The organism is Anabaena sp. TISTR 8404, from assembly GCF_056847745.1.
Genome location: NZ_CP180578.1, coordinates 1046477 through 1066207 on the forward strand (window position 1 = coordinate 1046477; position 19731 = coordinate 1066207).

Genomic DNA, 19731 nt, shown 5'->3' on the forward strand with positions numbered 1-19731 from the left:
TACTCAGCACTGGTTTAGTAAGGAATATAGAACATACAATTTAAACATGATAAATTATAATGGCTAGTTATAATACCATCAATAAACAAGGAGAATCAGAGTAATGTAAATTTATAATCACTGATATAGGTGTATATTAATTATTTAGTTACTAAGAATCTTCTAGCAACTTCATAGCAAAATTATACGTCATCAACTAACATATATACAAACAAAACATGGATTCCCAGTATGGTCTGCTGCTTGAATCCCGATTGCCCTGAACCTTTAAATTCCGATGAAAACGAGTATTGTCAAAGTTGCAATACACCCTTAGTAAGATTATTGAGAGGGCATTATCGTGTCATTAAAGTACTATCAGATGAAGGTGGATTTGGCAGAACCTATCTTGCGGAAGATGTCGATAAATTGAATGAATGGTGTGTAGTTAAACAATTTGCACCCAAAGTTCAGGAAGCTTCTGCTATCAAGAAAGCCATTGAATTATTTCAAGAAGAAGCGCAACGATTACAACATTTGGGAGAACATCCCCAAATCCCTGCATTACTCGCTTATTTTGAGCAAGATAATTATTTATTTTTAGTCCAACAATTTATTGATGGGCAGAATTTACTACAGGAATTACGACAAGGAGTAACTTATAATGAAGCTCAAGTTATTCGAGTTTTACTAGATTTACTGCCTGTACTTAAATTTATCCACGATCGCGGCGTAATTCATCGAGATATTAAACCACAAAATATTATTCGTCGTCGCAGCGATGGCAAATTAGTATTAATTGATTTTGGTGCATCCAAGCAGTTAACAGCAACAGTTCATACTAAATTAGGGACAACCATTGGTTCACATGGTTATACTCCTATCGAACAAATGCAGGATGGTCAAGCTTATCCAGCGAGTGATTTATATAGTTTGGGTGTAACTTGCTTTTATTTATTGACTGGTAATGCACCATCAAAATTATGGATGCAACAAGGCTATAGCTGGGTGAAAACTTGGCGACGATATTTACCGAGTACAGATACAGGTAGGATAACCATAGGAGCAAAGTTAGGTAAAATCCTTGATAAGCTGCTAACTACAGATATTCGACAACGTTATCAAATAGCAGATCAAGTCTTTGAGGACTTGAAAAAACAATCCTTACCATCCTTAACAAACTCAACTTTATTGACAGCACCGCCAACTTTATTAACAGTTCCAGCAACCCATCAGAGGTTATTGGCTTTTAAACTCAATGACAACTTTCAAAAATTGGTGCTTGTGAATGTTGTAATTATACTTTTGGGATTAGGCGGAATTTGGTATTTCCAGTCATTTCCCCAGATCAATACTACCGAAGTATCAGAAAGTGGAGAGCAACCCCAAACTTTTAGGGGTCATGCTAGTGATGTTAACTCTGTAGCTTTTGCTCCCAATGGAGAAATTTTGGCTAGTGGTAGCGATGATAAAACAATCAAACTGTGGAATCTAGCGACAGGAACCGAAATTTCCACCCTCAAAGGACACTTGAAATGGATTTGGGCGATCGCCTTCCATCCTGATGGTAAAATTCTCGCCAGTGGTAGTGCAGATAAAACAATTAAACTGTGGAATTTGGCAACAACTGAAGAAATTCGCACACTGACAGGACATACTGAAGGGGTGGCGACTGTAGCTTTCAGTCCTGATGGCAAAACTTTGGCTAGTGGTAGCTTAGATAAAACAATCAAACTATGGAACCTGACAACTGGTAAGTTAATTCGCACACTAACAGGACATAGCCAAGCAGTTGCAACTATAGCCTTCAGTCCCGATGGCAAAACTCTTGCAAGTGGTAGTTGGGATAAAACAATTAAACTCTGGAATGTAGCTACTGGGAAACAAATTCGCACTCTTGAAGGCCATTCAGACTTAATTCTTTCTTTAGCGTTCAGTCCCGATGGCAAAACTCTCGCTAGTGGGAGTAAAGATAAAACAGTTAAACTGTGGAATTTAGCCACAGGAGAAACAATTCGCACTCTGAGACAGCATTCTGATAAAGTCAATTCCGTCGCTTATGGAAAAACTGCCAACGGGATTATGCTTGCGAGTGGCAGTAGTGATAATACGATTAAATTGTGGAATCCGACGAATGGTAAAGAACTTCGCACATTAAAACGCGATTCTGGCTATATTTATTCTGTTGCTATTAGTGCCGATGGTAAAGCGATCGCTAGTGGTGGTAGTGCAGAAAACATCATCAAAATTTGGCCAATATCCCAGTAGAGACGCGAAATTTTGCGTCTCTACTAATTAATCTTATTCGTAATTACTTGCGACTAGCAGTAGTTGACATTGCCTCTTGAAGTAACTGTGGTATATGCTGCTCAATTTTTTGCGCTGTTTGCTGTTCTTGTTGCAAGTTTTGTTGCAGTAACTTGACTACTTCTTTTTGCTTCATGTGTTCTGCACCTGTAATCAAACCTTGATAGGAAATAACCTCAAAATTTTCTACTTTTGCTAATGCGCCTGCTAGTGTTAAATCCAAAAGACTCGGATTATCACTAGTCAACAATAAACACCTTTGTCCTTCATTCACTAAAGCTGCTGCAACATCACAATTAATGCGCTTTGGTTGTTTTCCCATAGCGCTAAAAACTTGCTCCAAGTTTCTGATTTGCTGTTCAGTTTCTCGATTGTGAGTTTCAATTAATGACTGCAATTGTTTATTGGTAGTACATTGCATCATCATCTGCTGAGCTTCTAAAAATCTACATTCTGCGTCATACATACCGCAGAGTTCGTAATGCAATTTCTCCTGAAGATTGGTGATTTTGGTAATAGCAGAGGGACGCTCTTGTAGGTTAACCATTGTTATTCTCCTGCTTGGTTGTTGTTGTCTGGTTTCACAGACACATCTTCAACCCTACTTACGCTCTCACTACTACTCCTCATACCAAAGATGCAACTGATTGTAAACAATAATCGTTAAATAGAATACGGAATGACATAAATATCATATAGGCGATCGCACATATATTCTGAGAAATTTTATGAGAGCGATCGCCCATCATTCAATCAAAGTCATCAACATTAGTAACTTACTGGTTTTCTGTTTCTTGTTGTTGACTTAACCAAACTTCTAAATCCGCAACTGTAGAAAAATCTAACAATGCTTCTCCCAGTGCTTCTAACTGTTCCATAGATAATCTTTGAATTTGTTCGATTAGAGATAAATCTAGATTTCCCATTCGTCGATTTAACAGGCGCAGAATAATTTGTTGTTCTCCTTGTTGTAAACCTTGCTGTAATCCTTCTTGTCGAGCTTGTTCTCTGTCTTGTTGATATAGTGGTGCTAATCTCATCACTAACTCCCGATCATCTGCTTCTGTATTTTGATTTATTCGCAAGTTTTGTTGCAAGTTATAAAGCAGATAAAAGTACTAATATTTAAACTTTCAATATTGATTTAAGTATTAATCGCACCACGTACTAGAATTACTGTACTTTCTACACCAGAAGCGATCGCTTCGGGAATATTACCTTGAATTGCTTGTTGCAGTAATCCTTCGCGGGTCGCACCTAAAACTACAACATCAAAGCCTTCTTTTTTCACCAAGTTAATTACACCCTCGGAAACTGAATCAGCTTGTACTGGTGTAGCAACAAAGGCAGTACTAGACAATTGACGGTGACGCATTAGTTGGCGGATGGCCTGTTCTAAAATCTGCATATTTGGTTTTAACTCGGATGGTTTGAATACTTGCGTTAAGTGAATTTCTGGTTCATTTCCTAATGTCACTAATGCAGGTAACAATTTAATGGCGAATCTCGCATTGGGGCCGCCAGCCATTGGTATTAACCAGCGGTTGAAAGAGTGCTGAGTAGATGAAATAAGATTTTCCCCTTGTCCCAACTTCACCAACACTACATCGCAGGTGGCTTGGCGAATTATCGTATCGACAATATTGCCAAAAATTCGTCCTGGGGTGGATGTGCTACCTTTCCAACCCATTAAAATCATGTCTATGTGACGTTCTTGAATAGTTTCTAAGATAGCTTGGGCGGAATCATGGGCGACGCGAATTTGTGTATGCAAGGGAATGCGCCATTTCTTGGCTAAAACTTCGGCTTGTCGTAGTAAGCGCCGACTTTTGGCAGTTCTCACTTGGGTTTCCGCTGGGGAACTGTGGCGAGATACTATCATTATCTGTACACACTCTATTTCATAATGGCGATCGCGGGCAATAGCGGTAGCCATTTGCAGCAGAGTAGCAGCAGTTTCAGGATTAGCTATCGGCACTAATAATCTACCTCTGCCAATACTCGGCGATCGCGTTTGGTAAACTACATAAGAAGGTTCTGGTTGTGGTGTTGGGGTAACATTCTCACCATTGAGATGGCCAGCTTCGGCGCGAATAATGTCTGCACGAGTAATAATTCCAATTAATTTTCGCCCATCTACTACTGGCAAACGACTGATTTGGTAACGGTCAAGTAAATAAAGTACATTACTTAAGGTGTGGATGGGTGTGACCGTCATCGGTGCAGGGGTCATAATTTCCCTTAACGGCGTATCGTTTGGTAAGTTGCGATTCGGTGTTTTTGTTAAATCTGATTGCGTAACAATTCCTACTAACTTGCTATCTTTGACTACAGGAAAACCCCGATGATGAGAACTAGAAAATGCCTGCTTGGTTTCTTCTAAAGTCATGTCTGCATCGAGGGTTTCTACCTGCTGTTGCATCACATCTTTGGCAGTTAATGTTGTTAAGATAGCTTCCGCTGGGGCGACTTTTGTCAGGGTAATGCCTTTCAACTGCAAAAGTGTATCGTAAAGTGATCCTGGCATGACTTTATCTGCAACTAAGTAAGCTACCACAGCCACAATCATTAAGGGTAAAACCAGGTTGAAATCTGTTGTCATTTCAAAGACAATCACAATTGCAGTGATTGGTACTTTTGAAACGGCGCTAAAAAATCCCCCCATTCCCGCTAAAGCATAAGTAGGTAAAGAACCAATACCTAACAAGTGAGATTCCCAAACACCAACAAAGTGTCCTAAGCAAGAACCTAAGATAAGACTAGGTGCAAATAATCCTCCAGGCGCACCAGAACCAAATGCTATTAAAGTAAGCATAAACTGAGCAATAAAAGCGATCGCTGCTACAGAAGCATTAGAATCACCTGTAATGATATACTCTCGTAAACCCGAATTATTCCGAAAATATTCCGGGAGGATTGCTACTACTATCCCCGAAATAAATCCAGCCAAAGCCACTTTTAATGGCAAACTAATGTGTAATCTTTGATAAAATTTAATACTAAAAACTATACCGCGATTAAATAATGCACCGAGTAAACCTGCCAATACTCCCAATACTAAGAAAAAGGGAATTTCTGGCAGAGAAAACTGACTAGAAAAATGCATTAATTCTAGATTTAATTGCAGACTGCGACCACCCAACAACCGTGATACTACACCGCCAATAAATGAAGCGATGATAGCGGTTCCTAAAGTTATCCCCGATAAATCTTGCAGTAATTCTTCGACAATAAATATAACACCAGCCAACGGCGCATTAAACGCAGCCGCTAGACCTGCGCCTGCACCTGCTGCAATCATCTGTCGCCGATGATCTGGGGAGGTGGGAACAAAGCGACTCATTCCTGCGGCTAAACTTGCGCCGACTTGAACAGTAGGGCCTTGTCTGCCTAAAGTTATGCCAGAACCAATGACAATCATGGCACTGAGTAACTTTACCGCAGCCACTCGCCAAGATAATTTTATTGGTACATTGGCCAGATTAGCTTTGACTTGAGGGATACCGCTACCAGAAGCTTCTGGTGCTAACCGCTGTACTAACAAACCAGCAAGATAGCCAAAAGCTAAACCAACTACTGGTAAGGCTAACCATGCTGGGAAAACGTGAGAAGCATGAACGCGCCATGCGCCCAACCATCCAGACCCTACTTTTAAGAATACCGCAGATAAAGCCGCTACAAGACCGATTATAGAAGCTTCGGCGATCGCTAAACCTTTTCTAGGCTGCCACCAACGACGCAAGCGCTGACTCAGAACAGGAAGCGATATCATATAAAATTTATATTTTATTTATGATTGCTGTTCATAGTTATACCTTGAAATAGGAGATAGAGATTAGCAGCTAGGCAAGATGTTTCAGTTTTATGGGGCGATCGCGTCTTGAGGGAAACACAAGTGAACCAAGTTCACCATATTTTGCTGCTGTTGCCAAAATTGCTGCCCGTTTTTCCTGCAACTGTACCCCAATTTTCATAGGCAACCTCCCAGTTTGTCTCATTATCCCATCACCCCACTGCCCTAATCCCCCATCCTTGGAAGTGACTTATTTCAGGCATTACCATTCTCTGCCTGCATTTGTTGTAAGACAGCTTGCGTTAAGGGATGGTCGGAAAGTTGTTCGGTTCGTCCTGACGCAAATGCTTGGTGGAGCAAAGTCAAGAAGTTTTGTTTGCAGGTTTGAGTGTTAGGATGGTTTGCTCCTAGCTGTCTTCCCCAAATGCTCATTGCCCGAATATAGAGGGGTTCTGCTTCGGTGTAGCGTCCTTGCGTTTGGTAGAGTAATGCCAAATTGTTGAGAATATTAGCAACATCGGGATGGTCTCTACCTAATTGCGGCTCCAAAATTGCTAGTGATCGTTGATAGAGGAGTTCTGCCTCGGTATAGCACCCCTGCACGTAGTAAAGGTATGCCAGTCCAATAAGACTTCGACCGACATTAGGGTGATTTTTACCCAGTTGCTGCTCCCAGATTGCCAGCGATCGCTTATATAAAGGCTCTGCTTCAGCGTAGCGTCCTTGTGACTGGTAGAGTAATCCAAGGTTGTTGAGGCTGTTAGCAACATTTGGATGATCTTTGCCTAATTGCTGCTCCCAAATTGCCAGCGCTCGCTTATATAAAGGCTCTGCCTCAGCGTAGCGTCCTTGTACTCGGCAAAGTTCTGCCAAATTATTGAGACTGTTGGCAACATTTGGATGATCTTTGCCTAATTGCTGCTCCCAAATTGCCAGCGACCGCTTATATAAAGGCTCTGCCTCAGCGTAGCGTCCTTGTACTCGGCAAAGTTCTGCCAAATTATTGAGACTGTTGGCAACATCAGAATGATTGGCTCCCAACTGCCGTTCTTGGATTGAGAGTGATCTTTGATAGAAAGATTCAGCCTCGCTGTAGAATCCTTGTATTTGGTGGAGGTATGCAAGATTACTGAGGGTTTGGGCAACATCGGGATGGTCACTGCCTAACTGTTGTTCTCGAAGGTTGAGCGATCGCTGTAAGAGCGGTCTAGCCTCGCTATAGCGTCCCTGCAAAAGATATAGTACTGCTAGATTATTGAGGCTCTGGGCAACATCGGGATGATAACTGCCTAACTGTTGTTCATAGATTGCTAGCGATCGCTGGTAGAGTGGTTCTGCTTCAGCGTAGCGTCCCTCAGTTTGGTAGAGTAATGCCAAATTGTTCAGGTTTTTAGCTACATTGGGATGGTCTTTGCCTAATTGCTGCTCCCAAATTGCCAGCGCTCGCTTATACAAAGGCTCGGTCTCAGTGTAGCGTCCTTGCGCCAGGTATAGTGTTGCCAGATTGTTGAGGCCAACAGCGACATCGGAGTTGTCACTACCCAACTGCTGTTCTCGGATAGTGAGCGATCGCTGTAGGAGAGGTTCTGCGTCAGCATACCGTCCCTGTGCCTGGTAAAGTAATGCCAGATTGTTAAGGCTGTTGGCGACACTGGGATGGTCTTTGCCTAATTTCTGCTCCCAAATTTCTAGAGATCGCTGAAAGGATAACTCTGCGTCAGCATACCGTCCCTGGGCTTGGTATACAGATGCTAAATTGTTGATGCTGTTGGCAACATTGGGGTGGTCACTACCCAACTGCTGTTCCTGGATGGAGAGTGCTTGCTGGTGATGCACTTCCGCGTTGGCATATTGTCCTTGAGCGTGATAGAGGAGTGCTAGGTTAGCCAGACTTTGAGCGACATCGGGATGGTTTTTACCCAACCGTTGTTGACGGATGGAGAGCGATCGCTGGAGGACAGGTTCAGCATCGGCATAACGTCCTTGCGCTCGGTAAACCTCTGCCAGATTGTTGAGGCTAGTAGCGAATTCCCAGTGGTCGCTGCCCAACTGTTTTTCATAGATAGAGAGTGCTTGCTGATAGTACACTTCTGCTTTGGCATATTGTCCTTGGGCATGGTAGAGGAGTGCCAAATTATTAAGGCTAATGGCAACATCGGGATGGTCGGCACCCAACTGCTGTTCCCTAATAACTATCGCTCTCTGGAAAAGTGGTTTTGCTTCAGCGTAGCGACCGACTATTCGATAAAAGTTTGCTAGATTATCCAGACTTGCGGCAACATCAGGATGGTTATTACCCAATCGAGCTTCTGTTGTTTCTAGACACTGTTGAAACCAGATCAGGGCAGAGGTATAGTCTGCCTGCCCCCCATAGAATTGAGCAACACGGGTAGATGGATAGATCAAATCAGCATCAGCAAGCCACAGACACAGCTTAGTCGCAACTTCCTTGAGATGGGGGATGAGGGGGGTAAACTGCTCAACCTGTGCTTGGGTTTCTACAATTGGCATTCGGGTTGCTTCGGCTGACATAACTCGGCACACCGTTTGCTTCAGAGCAACGTCATTTGTCATCTCCTCTCGCTTCACCACAAAAAACTCTCGCAGCAGTTGGTGCAGTTGATATAGTTTTTGTCCAACTCTGGATAGCAAACTGCGTCCCAGTAAGTGATCAACCTGGCAATTCTCTAAGTCCTCCTTGTTCCAATCTGGCAGGCATTTTTCCACCAAATTCCAGGGAATGGGCGCTAGAGCAAACACACTCAACAATCCGCAAAGCATCTTTGCTTCGTTGGGGAATTGCTCATCATCCCAAGTTAATTGGAAAGCTGCTGCCACGCCCAGTTGAGCCGTCATCTGCTTCGCTTGCAACAACGCCTGAGCCTCCAACTTTTTTGTTTCCAACCGCTCCAACATTTCCACCAAGCTCAAGTCCTCCCTCCGAGCCAGGTATCGCCCCACCAGTTCCAGTCCTAAAGGCAAATAGCCCAACCACTCACACAACCGTTGAGCATCGGCGAGTTGACTATCAATCCGCTCTGGATCATTCACCAACACCCGCAACAGTTCCAGGGATGCCGCCTCTGTCAACACCTCCAATTCTAGTCGTTGAGCTGAGGCTAACAACTTCAACCGAGTAGTTATCAATACCCGAAAGCGGGGATCAAGCAGATTCAAATAGGGCTTCACCGCTTCATCATCCGTAACATCATCCAGCACCACCAGAATCGGTTCCCCCTGCCAGCGACGGCACACCCACTGCACCTTCTCCAGCAAAGTTTCCAGAATATCGGGCGGTTCCGGTAGCCCCAACTGTGTGCGGGCAAACTCCAACAAGCCCAAACCCACATCTTGCGACCTGACATTAATCCAGCACAAACCACCGGGATAGGTATTCGCCTGCAAGTGCTGGTAGGCATACTGCAATGCCAGTTCCGTCTTACCCACACCCCCCATCCCCGACACCGAGGTGACGGCAACCGTGGTGGCGGCTTGTAACTTGGCTTGCACCTGAACCAGTGCGTCTTCACGTCCCACAAACTTCACTACCCCGCTAAAGGGTAGATTGTTGGGGGTACCCACAGGTCGCCTTGCCAGTTCATCCAGGAGTGTTCTCATCCCTTCCCGCAGCACCATTGGATCATGAACCACATAGTTAGTACCAAAAAATCCTCTAGCACCACTTTCTAACCATGTTTGGAATCCAACCGCATTTCCTTGGTTGAATTGCACCATGCGGTCTTCAAAAACCGTTCTCAAACGAGCGTCCGCTTGAATAACTGACTGCAAAAATGCAATGCTTTCAGACTTGGAAACACTACCATTATCTTCCAAATACTCAGCCAGCATTTGACAAAACTGTTCAATCAATAAATCTGACATGAAGGGTAGTCTATAAAAAGAAAATGAAGTAAGAAGGAAATTAATCAAGCTTCAGGCGACTTGCCATGAATATGGTTCTCGCCAATAAAGGCTGTTCCGCCCTCAACTTTCGTTTGCCAACCCCTCGCATTGTCGGAATTATTCTGCACCATTGAGCTATTGTCCTGAATCTTCCCGGCGTTAATTTGCTGCGCCATCAACTTAATTTCATCGGCAAATTGGGGATCATCATCCATTGCAACCTGTAAATAAGCGGCGATCTGGTTAATCTGTTCCGGCGCGATTTTGTGGGTTTTCTCTATTGATGCTTTGACCTCCTCAATACGAGGCTTGCCGCGCAGCTTTGTCCAGATGCGCTTGAGCAGGCTTTCCATTTTGGCGATCGCCTCCATCGTATATTTCTTGCCTAGTTCACCTGCACCAGACTCAATAAACTTTTGGCAGGCAAGGGTGGCGATCGTAGAGGCAGTCAATGATGCAGGGTCGGTCATTGGGCAAACTCCAAGCTTAGGGTCATATCTTTATCTACCAAAGGAATTCTCAATTCTACTGAAAACTTTACACTTAAATTAAGCAGTGGATTTTTGGGGAACCCCAGATCCCTTAACTCACAACCCAATTCATACAGCCTGAACCATCAACATCTTCTAGGCTCACTGAAGATGTTGATGGTAAGGTACGTTTTTATACCTCAATGCAAGCTGGCAAGCTCCTTGTAGCGGACGGTTGAGAGATATTGGTGGGGTTGCTACAATTATCTAACGCTGCTGAAGGGGAACGTTAGACAGTAACCAAAGGAGGCAAATATCATGGCAAGCATATTAGGCACACTAGCAATGATTTACTGTTAATTCACAACAATCATGATTTTGAAACGATTGCTCAAGTGCGATCGCTCCAAAACTTCCGATTTCAACCTTGAACCTCTCCCGTAATGCACTGATGGGTGATTTAGTGAGTGCGAAACGCCCAGATTTGGCTTTTAAAGTTGCTTCGTCTAAATTAAACAACAAATCACCAGCAACAGCATCAATACCCGTTTAATTATTTCGACCAGTAGTAGATAACCCTTCGACTATTAAAGATGGAGTGTAACAAGAACCATTCCAATCAGCATCACTGCCCAAGGCTACGACTTGTTTCAGGGCTGTGTAAACATTACCAGCAACCATCGTATCTTTAACACGGCCAATTACTTGACCATTTTTTACCCGATATCCCAAATCAATATTGATGGAAAAGTCACCCGAAATACCACCGCTACCACCTAACATTTGATCCACAATGAGACCATTATCTAATTGCCGAATTAATTCTCGCAGCGATGTTGTACCAGGCTGAATCAAGAAATTAAACAACCCAGGAGAAGGATAACTACCTAAACCGGGACGAAAACCATTTCCAGTAGTACCGATACCAAGTTGACGGCCTGTGGTGCGATCGCCATAAAAATGCTGTAATATGCCATCCTTGACAAATACTAAAGCCTTTGTCGGAGTTCCTTCATCATCAAAAGGACAACTGTAAGGGCCAGCTTCCGGGTCTTGATAAAGTGTCAAACTTGAAGCAACTACTTGTTTACCTATACGTTCTCCCCAAGGAGAAGCCGCTTCTAATACACGTTTACCGTTTAAAGCTGCTTGGGCAGTTCCCCACAGCATATCAGCTGCTTTAGAAGTAAATAAAACTGGTACACGACCAGTCGGCGGCGCAACATTTTCTTTTGCCCAGACTAACCTTTGTAAAATCTGATATGCTAATTTTTCTGGGTCTAGGCTATTCCGTTGAGTTTGACCATCAGAAACACTCAAAAAATCATCGCCCCTCACCCATTCGGCTGACATATAACAGCTGAGGGTAGTGTCGGTGTAGTAACAATCTAGACCTTGACTATTTACAAGTCTAGTAGTTTCCACATCACATTCCCAGTCACTATTGCATAGCACATCTGGGTAAACATCGCGGATAATGGCGATCGCTTCTTTGCCCCAATTGACTAAAACTTCTATCGGTACACTTTTACCCAAATTTGGGTAAGCTGGCTTTGAGTTACTCGCCAACTCGATTGGTTCCGGTTGATTTAGTTCACTCAAAGCTAAAGCCCGTTCCACCATCGCTGCGGGTGGAACAATACCGTAAGCTACCGTCAATCCTGGACGACCATTGCGCCATAATCGCAACGTTGTGCCTTCAGATTGACTGGTTTCTAGCTGTTTAAGTCGGTTAGCCTCAAAAAAGACAGGACGAGAAAGCGATCGCGACTGATACACCTCAGCCGCTTCGGCTCCCGATTTGATGGCTAGTTCCAGCAGCTGTTCTGCTAGTGTATCGTGTGAGAAATTTTCAGAACCCATGACCCTTGGTGAATTGTGGATTTCGGATTTTGAACTGCAAGCAAACGCAGATAATTATCCCAAATCATTGGTGCCTATCCGCGCAAATCAGCAATTTGCTTTTGACAACGGAGACGGACGCAGATAATTATCCCAAATCATGGGTATCTATCAGCGTTTCATCAATGCAGAGAATTCCCCAAAAATCATTGGTATGTATCAGTCTGTACCTGGGAAATGGCAGGGGGCGGGGTGCAGGGTGCAGAGTGGAGAGTATTTCCCCTTGCTCCCTGCACCTTGTCTCCCTTACCTCTTCTACGGTAAACCTACCTCTTGCAACAGCCAAAACCCAGCAAAAGATTCTGCTTGGGGACTTGACTGTACACCAATAAAATGCACTCCATTTGCTTTTTGTTTAGCTTCTGCAAAACCTTTAGCTTCTACTACAGTTTGCGGAGTTTTGATATTTGCCAAAATCCAACTTTCCGTAGCACCGGTTTCTAAAATCAATCTTGTACCAGCACTATTATCTACTCTTAAAAAAGCTAACTCCAAACCAGACATCCACCCAGCTAAGGGTAAAGCCCTAGGAGAAAAAATCAAAACTCCCGGAATGCGAGTTTCTGGCGATAATTGTGCCAAATCTAAGGGGAAAGCTTCGCCAAAACCAATTTCCCATTCCGGCATTTCTGCCAAATCTGCTGCTGATAAACTGACAAACACCCACTGCTGTCCTTCCAAAGCATCAGGTAAACGCTGCGGTAAAGGACTTTCCAAACGCACTGAGGGGTTAGTTCCGCCTTGATACCCTGGTTCTTGAGGATAAACTTCTTCCATTCGTTGTTGCAGCCACTTGTTCAGCAACAAAGTGCGACGACTAGGTTGAGCCGGAATTCCCAAATCTTCGCAGGCTTTAGTAATCATGTTGTTCATTTGGCGGCGGAAAAAGCGGATTTTAATCGGTGCTTCTCCGGCTTTGTTAATTGCTTCCTGTATCGCCGTCCGCAACCAGCCAGAATTGACTTGGGTGCTGGGACAATATTGAGCATAGCGAAATAAAGAATCTGTTTGCGATCGAATATCCAAGGGACTTTCACAGATTACAACTTCCCAAACTTTTTTTTGATTTTCATCCAAAATTGGACGAGAGTAAAAATCGAGTTCCCAAATACTGCCCATGTTATGCCGTGAAAATCTGGCGATTTTATATTTTGCTGATATCTTGATCATACGAGGCTTAGGGCAGCAGGGAAACCAGCATTACTCACACTCTTGTAAAACACCTACACCTGTCAGGCAAGGGGTATAGGGGTTTAGGGTATGAGTAATCAAAACTCTTACACCCAGTCTCTACAGACAATCTCTGTGCATAAGTCCTAAAAATCCCTCTTGCAGGAAGCTACACAAACTCCTTTAGGAAGATGTCGCTGATTCTCAAATCAGTATCAAATATATCAAGGAAGAAAGCGATATCCTCCAATAAGGAGACTGAGTAAATGAACTTTCAGGCAATTGTGCGGCTGTTTCAAGAAACTTTCCAAGAATGGAGTGAAGATAAAGCTTCACGTTTAGCCGCAGCATTAGCTTATTACACGATTTTTTCGATTGCACCGTTGCTGATTATTGTCATTGCGATCGCTGGTGCAGTATTCGGAGAAGATGCAGCTAGAGGTGAAATAGTTCGTCAAATTCAAGGTTTAGTCGGCCCAGATGGTGCTGAGTTTATCGAAATAGCTATCAGAAATGCCAACCAACCAAAAACAGGAACAATTGCTTCGATAATTAGTATTGCACTGTTACTTTTGGGTGCTACAGGTTTATTTACTGAACTACAAGATGCCCTGAATACCATTTGGGAAGTCAAACCAAAACCTGGACGTGGCGTAAAAAATGTTGTACGTCAGCGGGCTTTATCTTTTGCCATGATTTTGGGTATTGGTTTTTTACTGCTAGTAACACTGGTAATTAGTACAGTTTTGACAGCAATAGTAAGCTATTTTAGCAACTTACTACCCGGTGTAGATTTTATTTGGCGAATTGTTAACTTTTTACTTTCTTTTGCTATTACTACACTATTATTTGGGCTAATTTTCAAAGTTTTACCAGATGTCAAAATTACTTGGAATGATGTTTTAATTGGTGCCGTCATCACTTCTTTATTGTTTTCTTTGGGTAGATATTTATTAGGTCAATATCTTGGCAATAACAGTTTTGGCTCAACTTACGGTGCAGCTGGTTCGTTAGTAGTAATTCTTGCTTGGGTTTATTACGCAGCACAAATTCTGTTTTTTGGTGCAGAGTTTACCCAAGTTTATGCCAGAAGATACGGTAGCGGTATTAGACCAACACGTAACGCCATACCACTGAATAACAATGGTCAATCTAATCGTATGAAAAGCGATCGCAAATAAATATTATCCAAAAAGTAAAATACATAAAAATGGATAAATGGTTTTATATTGATTGGCCGGCAATTTTTATTCCTAGTATTAGCATTTTAGAATTAATTATTAGGGGTTCTCTGGTTTATCTGGCGTTGTTCTCAGTTTTACGCTTTCTTCCTAGCCGACAGATAGGAACACTAGGAATCACTGATTTACTGGTAGTTGTATTATTTGCTGAAGCTGCCCAAAATGCAATGGCAAGTCACTATACATCAATTACTGAAGGTGGCATCCTAGTCGGAACAGTGATTTTTTGGAGTTACTTTCTTAACTGGTTGGGTTATAAATTGCCTAAGTTTCAGCGTTTTCTTAATCCGCCGCCGCTACTGTTGGTAAAAAATGGTCAAATGATTTACCGTCATCTCGAAAAAGCACTGATTACAGAAGATGAGTTGATGAGTAAGTTACGTCAGCAAGGAGTAGAATTTTTAGCTGAGGTGAAGTTAGCGTACATGGAATCTGATGGTGGCATCAGTATTATTACATCAGACACACCAACTCTTTCTCCCGCTAAACAAAAAGCTCAAGGATAAGTGCTGAGTGTTGAGTGCTGAGTGCTGAGTGCTGAGTGCTGAGTGCTGAGTGTTGAGTGTTGAGTGCTGAGTGCTGAGATAAATAAAGACCATCTAATTCTATTCAAAAGAAAACCCTGTTCCCTATTCCCTGTTGCCTGTTCCCTTCATGTTGTCTATCTAGGCAAATTAGACTGTAAAATATGACAGTTGTATTCTGCCGCGAACGTTGATTGAGCGTTATACTTTGCCCGAAATGGGCAACCTGTGGACTGAATTTTATAAGTTCAAAACCTGGCTTCAGGTAGAGATTGCAGCTTGCGAAGCCCAAGCTGAACTGGGTTACATTCCCTCTGGTGCAGTTGAAGAAATCAAAGCCAAGGCTAATTTTGACCCCAAGCGGATTCTAGAAATTGAAGCGGAAGTCCGTCATGATGTCATCGCTTTCTTGACAAATGTCAATGAATATGTAGGTGAAGCTGGACGTTATATTCACTTAGGTTTAACCAGTTCAGATGTACTGGATACAGCTTTAGCATTGCAACTAGTTGCAAGTCTAGATGTGATATCCCAACGCCTGGAAGAGTTAATTGAGGTAATTCGCCAAAAGGCACGGGAACACAAACATACAGTGATGATTGGGCGATCGCACGGTATCCACGCCGAACCAATCACCTTTGGTTTTAAGTTAGCTGGGTGGTTAGCAGAAGTGTTACGCCACCAAGAACGTCTGAAAATTCTGCGAGAAACCATTGCTGTCGGCAAAATTTCCGGTGCAGTCGGAACTTATGCCAACATTGAACCACGTGTCGAAGCGATCGCTTGTCAAAAACTCGGACTCAAACCCGATACAGCTTCCACACAAGTAATTTCCCGCGATCGTCACGCCGATTATGTGCAGCAATTGGCATTACTAGCAGCATCTATTGAACGTTTTGCCGTTGAAATTCGTAATCTGCAAAAAACAGACGTTCTGGAAGTTGAAGAATTCTTCGCCAAAGGCCAAAAAGGTTCCAGTGCGATGCCGCACAAGCGTAACCCCATCCGTTCTGAAAGATTAACAGGGATGGCGCGGTTGGTGAGAAGTCATGCTGGTGCAACTTTAGAAAACGTGGCTTTATGGCATGAACGGGACATTTCTCACAGTTCTGTAGAACGAGTAGTTTTGCCAGATGCCTGCATTTTGACTCACTTTATGCTGGTGGAAATCACCGACTTGGTGAAAAATCTACTGGTGTATCCTGAGAACATGGCGCGAAATCTCAACTGTTATGGTGGTGTAGTCTTCAGCCAAAGAGTGCTACTCACCTTAGTAGACAAGGGTTTAAGCCGCGAAGAAGCTTATGCGATCGTGCAACAAAGCGCCCACGCTGCTTGGAATAAGCCAGAAGGCAATTTTCACGATTTGATTAGTAAAGATCCGCAAGTTACCGAAAAACTCTCGCCAGCAGAAATTGAAAAGTGTTTTGATCCGCAGCACCATCTCCAGCATTTGCAAGAAGTTTACAAACGTTTGGATATTTAGCTTATTCCCCCCTTTTGGGGGGAATTTAGTCATCTAAGTCAAGCAACCCGCTAAATAATTTTTGTCTGTGCTGGAATTATTGCTAGTCGTGGGTAAGATAAATAACAAATATTTGCTTATTTATAAATTGCCCTAATGATTGAAATTCTTGCCATGCTTTCTGCTTCTGCGGCAGCAGGAATGAGAATAGGCATACCTCTATTGATCATCGGACTGTTGCAGGGCAGCAACTTGTGGTCGCAAACCCCCCTTTTATCTCATATTTCCCAACCGATTTTGTTAGGCTTACTCACCAGTTGGTCATTATTAGAATTATTTGCTTCTAAAAAACGACTGGGGCAGAGAGTCATACAAGTAGTTCAACTATTTTTATCTCCGCTTGTGGGGGCAATTATGGGGTTAGCAGTCGCTTCTGCAACTGCAACACCTAACTGGTTAATTGCTTTAATTGGCGGATTGTTAGCTTTAGTATTACAACTCGTACAAGTTGGTTGGTTTTATCGCTTGCGCGGCTTACCTTTGTGGGCAGTTTTTCTGCAAGATACTCTCTGTATTGCTTTAGTATTATTTGCTTTTGATGCGCCTTGGCAAGGAGGATTAATTGCTTTAATACTGCTTTGGTTTGCCGTGCGTAGTGCTAAACAATGGTATGACTGGCGTTACCAAAAGAAAAGTATTAATTAAGTAAATAATAATTAAGTTGTGTTCTGGCTTTCGCCTAAACCACCAACACACCCTACATTAATTTTATGTTTACTTCTATAGGGAGAGCGAAAAATTTCGGGGGAGATGAGGGACAAGACGCGGTAAGATGACTCAATGATTGATCCGGCTGAAAGAGTCATATATCAATTAAAAGTGGTGCTGTTGAGCATCAGCCCCATGATTTGGCGGCGTATAAAAGTCAGCAGCGATAGCACAATAGAAGATTTGCATTACACGATCCAGTTGGCAATGGGGTGGGAAGATATTCACCTCCATCATTTCATCATCCACGGTAAGCAGTACGGGATTACCCAACCAGGGGGAACAGTATTTAGCGATCGCGCCTGTGAAGTAAAACTCTCGTCCCTTGGTTTGAGGGAGAAAGAGAAATTTTTATACGAATATGACTTCAGTATTTGCCCATTAATGGGTGCATGGCGTTATTGGTGGCGGCATCAAATCAGAGTAGAAGCGATACATACTCCAGATCCAACGCAAACTTACCCAATCTGCACTGGCGGTAAAGGTGTTTGCCCCCCTGAGAACTGTGGTGGCCCTTGGGGCTTCATGAAAGCAAGGGAAGAATTTTTTATTTCTGACGTGTTAGAGCGTTTTGCTTCAATGTTAGAGAACAAGAAATTTGACATGGATAGAGAAGAAGCAAGCTCGTTACTAACTTGGCTACTAGTGTATCAAAACTGTTTTGACCGTCAAAAAGTCAACCAAAATCTACTAAAATACGCTACCGGAGACAGAGAATTGATGTAATTGTTTAAGGGGATAGTGTGAAATTTAAAATCCAAGTAGTTGTTGAATCAGAATCAGGAGAAACCCAATTAATCCAAGAAGTTTTACAAATTGAAAAGGGTAATCTACAACCGGAAAACTTAGGACTATCGCTAGACCAAGGCAAAGAATTATTGCTTCAGACACAACGCAGCATAGTTAATCAACAAATTACAGAATATCAAAAACAGCAGGAATTATGCTCAGATTGTGGCAAGAAGTTATTGCATAAAGATAAACGAACAATCACACATAGAACACCTTTTGGTAAATTAAAACTGCAATGTCATCGATTATTTAACTGTGCTTGTAGTGAGCAAACAACTCGTAGTTTTAACCCAGTAGCAAACCTATTAAAAGAGCGTACATCACCCGAATTGCTCTACCTAGAATCAAAATTTGCATCCCTAATGTCTTATGGACTGTCTAGCAAATTATTACAAGAATTACTACCAGTAAAAGGAGAAATAAACGCTACATCTATACGCAACAATCTACACTCACTTGGTCAGCGTTTGGAATCAGAATTACCAGAAGAAGTCGGAATATTATTTGAGGGTTGCCAGAGAGATTGGGATAGGCTTCCCAGACCTGATTTACCGTTGGTAGTAGGTATGGATGGAGGATATGTTCGTTTCTATAACAGAAAAACTAAAACAGCAGGTCAGTTTCAGGTTATTGCAGGCAAGAGTATAAAAGCTGACGGTACATCCAAGCGTTTTGGCATGGTTTATTGTTACGATACCAAACCGCAACGCCGTATATTTGAGGTGCTAAAATCTCAAGGGATGCAAATGAACCAACAGGTCACATTTTTATCAGATGGTGAAGAAAGTATTCGTGACTTACAGTATTATCTGAACCCTAATGCAGAACATATACTCGATTGGTTTCACATCACAATGCGGATCACTGTGATGAAACAAATTGCCAAAGGTATAACTAAAGAAGATGTAGAAACAGGTATTTCGAGCGAATCAATCCAAAAAGATTTGACTTCTTTAAAGTGGTATTTGTGGCATGGGAATGTATTTAAAGCATTATCAAAAATTGAAGATTTAATGGATAGTGCCTGTGCATTAGCTTCAGATGATTATGATACTGAACCAAGCCTGGAAGCAGAAAAACTCTCTGACTATTTAGAGGAATTTGAAACTTACATCTCAAATAATGGTCAGTATATTCCAAATTATGGCGAACGCTACCGGAATGGAGAACGTATTTCTAGCTCGTTTGTAGAATCTACCGTCAATCAAGTGATTAGCAAACGATTCGTTAAAAAACAACAGATGCGGTGGACTCCAGAAGGAAGTCATCTCCTAATCCAAGTCCGAACTAAAGTTTTAAATGATGAGTGGGTTAGCAAATTCCAGCAATGGTATCCCGGATTTAAGGTCGATAGCGAACGGGCAATACGCTAAAGTCTTATGCTTTAAAAAACGCAAAGCAGTGTAATTAAATTTAC

At 42.6% G+C, this 19731-nt stretch carries 15 protein-coding genes and 1 pseudogene; 8 read left to right on the plus strand and 8 right to left on the minus strand.

What is annotated here, in order from left to right:
• Nucleotides 1-231 precede the first annotated feature (231 nt).
• The gene (locus ACMX3D_RS04465; protein ID WP_482750265.1) at nucleotides 232-2247 is read left to right on the plus strand and encodes a protein kinase domain-containing protein; all 2016 of its coding nucleotides are present in this window, start codon (nucleotides 232-234) and stop codon (nucleotides 2245-2247) included.
• Between the two features lie 43 nt (nucleotides 2248-2290).
• On the opposite strand, the gene ACMX3D_RS04470 is transcribed toward ACMX3D_RS04465, so the two are convergent.
• The 7 genes and pseudogenes from ACMX3D_RS04470 to ACMX3D_RS04500 form a co-directional block, all read right to left on the minus strand.
• Entirely contained in the window at nucleotides 2291-2833 is a 543-nt protein-coding gene (locus tag ACMX3D_RS04470; protein WP_482750266.1) for a YciE/YciF ferroxidase family protein, read from the minus strand.
• A 229-nt stretch (nucleotides 2834-3062) separates the two neighbouring features.
• Nucleotides 3063-3395: pseudogene (locus tag ACMX3D_RS04475) on the minus strand (DUF4351 domain-containing protein); the annotation flags it as partial.
• Nucleotides 3396-3430: 35 nt separating this feature from the next.
• The gene (locus ACMX3D_RS04480; RefSeq protein WP_482750267.1) at nucleotides 3431-6058 is read right to left on the minus strand and encodes a chloride channel protein; all 2628 of its coding nucleotides are present in this window, start codon (nucleotides 6056-6058) and stop codon (nucleotides 3431-3433) included.
• Between the two features lie 70 nt (nucleotides 6059-6128).
• Complete coding sequence (locus tag ACMX3D_RS04485; protein WP_482750268.1) at nucleotides 6129-6260, minus strand: hypothetical protein; 132 nt, start codon at nucleotides 6258-6260, stop codon at nucleotides 6129-6131.
• A 74-nt stretch (nucleotides 6261-6334) separates the two neighbouring features.
• Nucleotides 6335-9961, minus strand: a complete 3627-nt coding sequence (locus ACMX3D_RS04490; RefSeq protein WP_482750269.1) for a tetratricopeptide repeat protein — start codon at nucleotides 9959-9961, stop codon at nucleotides 6335-6337.
• A gap of 44 nt (nucleotides 9962-10005) precedes the next feature.
• Complete coding sequence (locus tag ACMX3D_RS04495; RefSeq protein ID WP_482750270.1) at nucleotides 10006-10452, minus strand: hypothetical protein; 447 nt, start codon at nucleotides 10450-10452, stop codon at nucleotides 10006-10008.
• Nucleotides 10453-11001: 549 nt separating this feature from the next.
• The gene (locus tag ACMX3D_RS04500; protein ID WP_482750271.1) at nucleotides 11002-12315 is read right to left on the minus strand and encodes a TldD/PmbA family protein; all 1314 of its coding nucleotides are present in this window, start codon (nucleotides 12313-12315) and stop codon (nucleotides 11002-11004) included.
• On the opposite strand from ACMX3D_RS04500, the gene ACMX3D_RS04505 reads away from it, so the two are divergent.
• Entirely contained in the window at nucleotides 12314-12442 is a 129-nt protein-coding gene (locus tag ACMX3D_RS04505; RefSeq protein WP_301280989.1) for a hypothetical protein, read from the plus strand. The genes ACMX3D_RS04500 and ACMX3D_RS04505 overlap by 2 nt on opposite strands.
• Before the next feature lie 167 nt (nucleotides 12443-12609).
• On the opposite strand, the gene ACMX3D_RS04510 is transcribed toward ACMX3D_RS04505, so the two are convergent.
• Complete coding sequence (locus tag ACMX3D_RS04510) at nucleotides 12610-13473, minus strand: Tab2 family RNA-binding protein (protein ID WP_482750272.1); 864 nt, start codon at nucleotides 13471-13473, stop codon at nucleotides 12610-12612.
• Between the two features lie 317 nt (nucleotides 13474-13790).
• On the opposite strand from ACMX3D_RS04510, the gene ACMX3D_RS04515 reads away from it, so the two are divergent.
• From ACMX3D_RS04515 to ACMX3D_RS04540, 6 genes are all read left to right on the plus strand, one after another.
• Nucleotides 13791-14705, plus strand: a complete 915-nt coding sequence (locus ACMX3D_RS04515) for a YihY/virulence factor BrkB family protein (protein WP_482750273.1) — start codon at nucleotides 13791-13793, stop codon at nucleotides 14703-14705.
• A gap of 29 nt (nucleotides 14706-14734) precedes the next feature.
• Complete coding sequence (locus tag ACMX3D_RS04520) at nucleotides 14735-15271, plus strand: DUF421 domain-containing protein (RefSeq protein ID WP_482750274.1); 537 nt, start codon at nucleotides 14735-14737, stop codon at nucleotides 15269-15271.
• 208 nt (nucleotides 15272-15479) lie between these two features.
• Nucleotides 15480-16775 carry an adenylosuccinate lyase gene (gene purB, locus ACMX3D_RS04525; RefSeq protein WP_482750275.1) on the plus strand — a complete coding sequence of 432 codons (1296 nt, stop codon included), beginning with the start codon at nucleotides 15480-15482 and terminating at the stop codon, nucleotides 16773-16775.
• Between the two features lie 135 nt (nucleotides 16776-16910).
• A complete protein-coding gene (locus ACMX3D_RS04530; protein WP_482750276.1) occupies nucleotides 16911-17459 on the plus strand; it encodes a DUF4126 domain-containing protein in 549 nt (182 codons plus the stop codon).
• Nucleotides 17460-17594: 135 nt separating this feature from the next.
• Nucleotides 17595-18248, plus strand: coding sequence for a plasmid pRiA4b ORF-3 family protein (locus ACMX3D_RS04535; RefSeq protein ID WP_482750093.1), 654 nt, complete (start codon nucleotides 17595-17597; stop codon nucleotides 18246-18248).
• 17 nt (nucleotides 18249-18265) lie between these two features.
• Nucleotides 18266-19687, plus strand: a complete 1422-nt coding sequence (locus tag ACMX3D_RS04540; RefSeq protein ID WP_482750092.1) for an ISKra4 family transposase — start codon at nucleotides 18266-18268, stop codon at nucleotides 19685-19687.
• Nucleotides 19688-19731 lie beyond the last annotated feature (44 nt).

What these genes read in the sequence shown, in the direction of transcription:
- ACMX3D_RS04465 (WP_482750265.1), top strand. Translation starts at nt 232, where the DNA reads ATGGTCTGCTGCTTGAATCCCGATTGCCCTGAACCTTTAAATTCCGAT.
- ACMX3D_RS04470 (WP_482750266.1), bottom strand. Translation starts at nt 2,833, where the DNA reads ATGGTTAACCTACAAGAGCGTCCCTCTGCTATTACCAAAATCACCAAT.
- ACMX3D_RS04480 (WP_482750267.1), bottom strand. Translation starts at nt 6,058, where the DNA reads ATGATATCGCTTCCTGTTCTGAGTCAGCGCTTGCGTCGTTGGTGGCAG.
- ACMX3D_RS04485 (WP_482750268.1), bottom strand. Translation starts at nt 6,260, where the DNA reads ATGAAAATTGGGGTACAGTTGCAGGAAAAACGGGCAGCAATTTTGGCA.
- ACMX3D_RS04490 (WP_482750269.1), bottom strand. Translation starts at nt 9,961, where the DNA reads ATGTCAGATTTATTGATTGAACAGTTTTGTCAAATGCTGGCTGAGTAT.
- ACMX3D_RS04495 (WP_482750270.1), bottom strand. Translation starts at nt 10,452, where the DNA reads ATGACCGACCCTGCATCATTGACTGCCTCTACGATCGCCACCCTTGCC.
- ACMX3D_RS04505 (WP_301280989.1), top strand. Translation starts at nt 12,314, where the DNA reads ATGACCCTTGGTGAATTGTGGATTTCGGATTTTGAACTGCAAGCAAAC.
- ACMX3D_RS04500 (WP_482750271.1), bottom strand. Translation starts at nt 12,315, where the DNA reads ATGGGTTCTGAAAATTTCTCACACGATACACTAGCAGAACAGCTGCTG.
- ACMX3D_RS04510 (WP_482750272.1), bottom strand. Translation starts at nt 13,473, where the DNA reads ATGGGCAGTATTTGGGAACTCGATTTTTACTCTCGTCCAATTTTGGAT.
- ACMX3D_RS04515 (WP_482750273.1), top strand. Translation starts at nt 13,791, where the DNA reads ATGAACTTTCAGGCAATTGTGCGGCTGTTTCAAGAAACTTTCCAAGAA.
- ACMX3D_RS04520 (WP_482750274.1), top strand. Translation starts at nt 14,735, where the DNA reads ATGGATAAATGGTTTTATATTGATTGGCCGGCAATTTTTATTCCTAGT.
- ACMX3D_RS04530 (WP_482750276.1), top strand. Translation starts at nt 16,911, where the DNA reads ATGATTGAAATTCTTGCCATGCTTTCTGCTTCTGCGGCAGCAGGAATG.
- ACMX3D_RS04535 (WP_482750093.1), top strand. Translation starts at nt 17,595, where the DNA reads ATGATTGATCCGGCTGAAAGAGTCATATATCAATTAAAAGTGGTGCTG.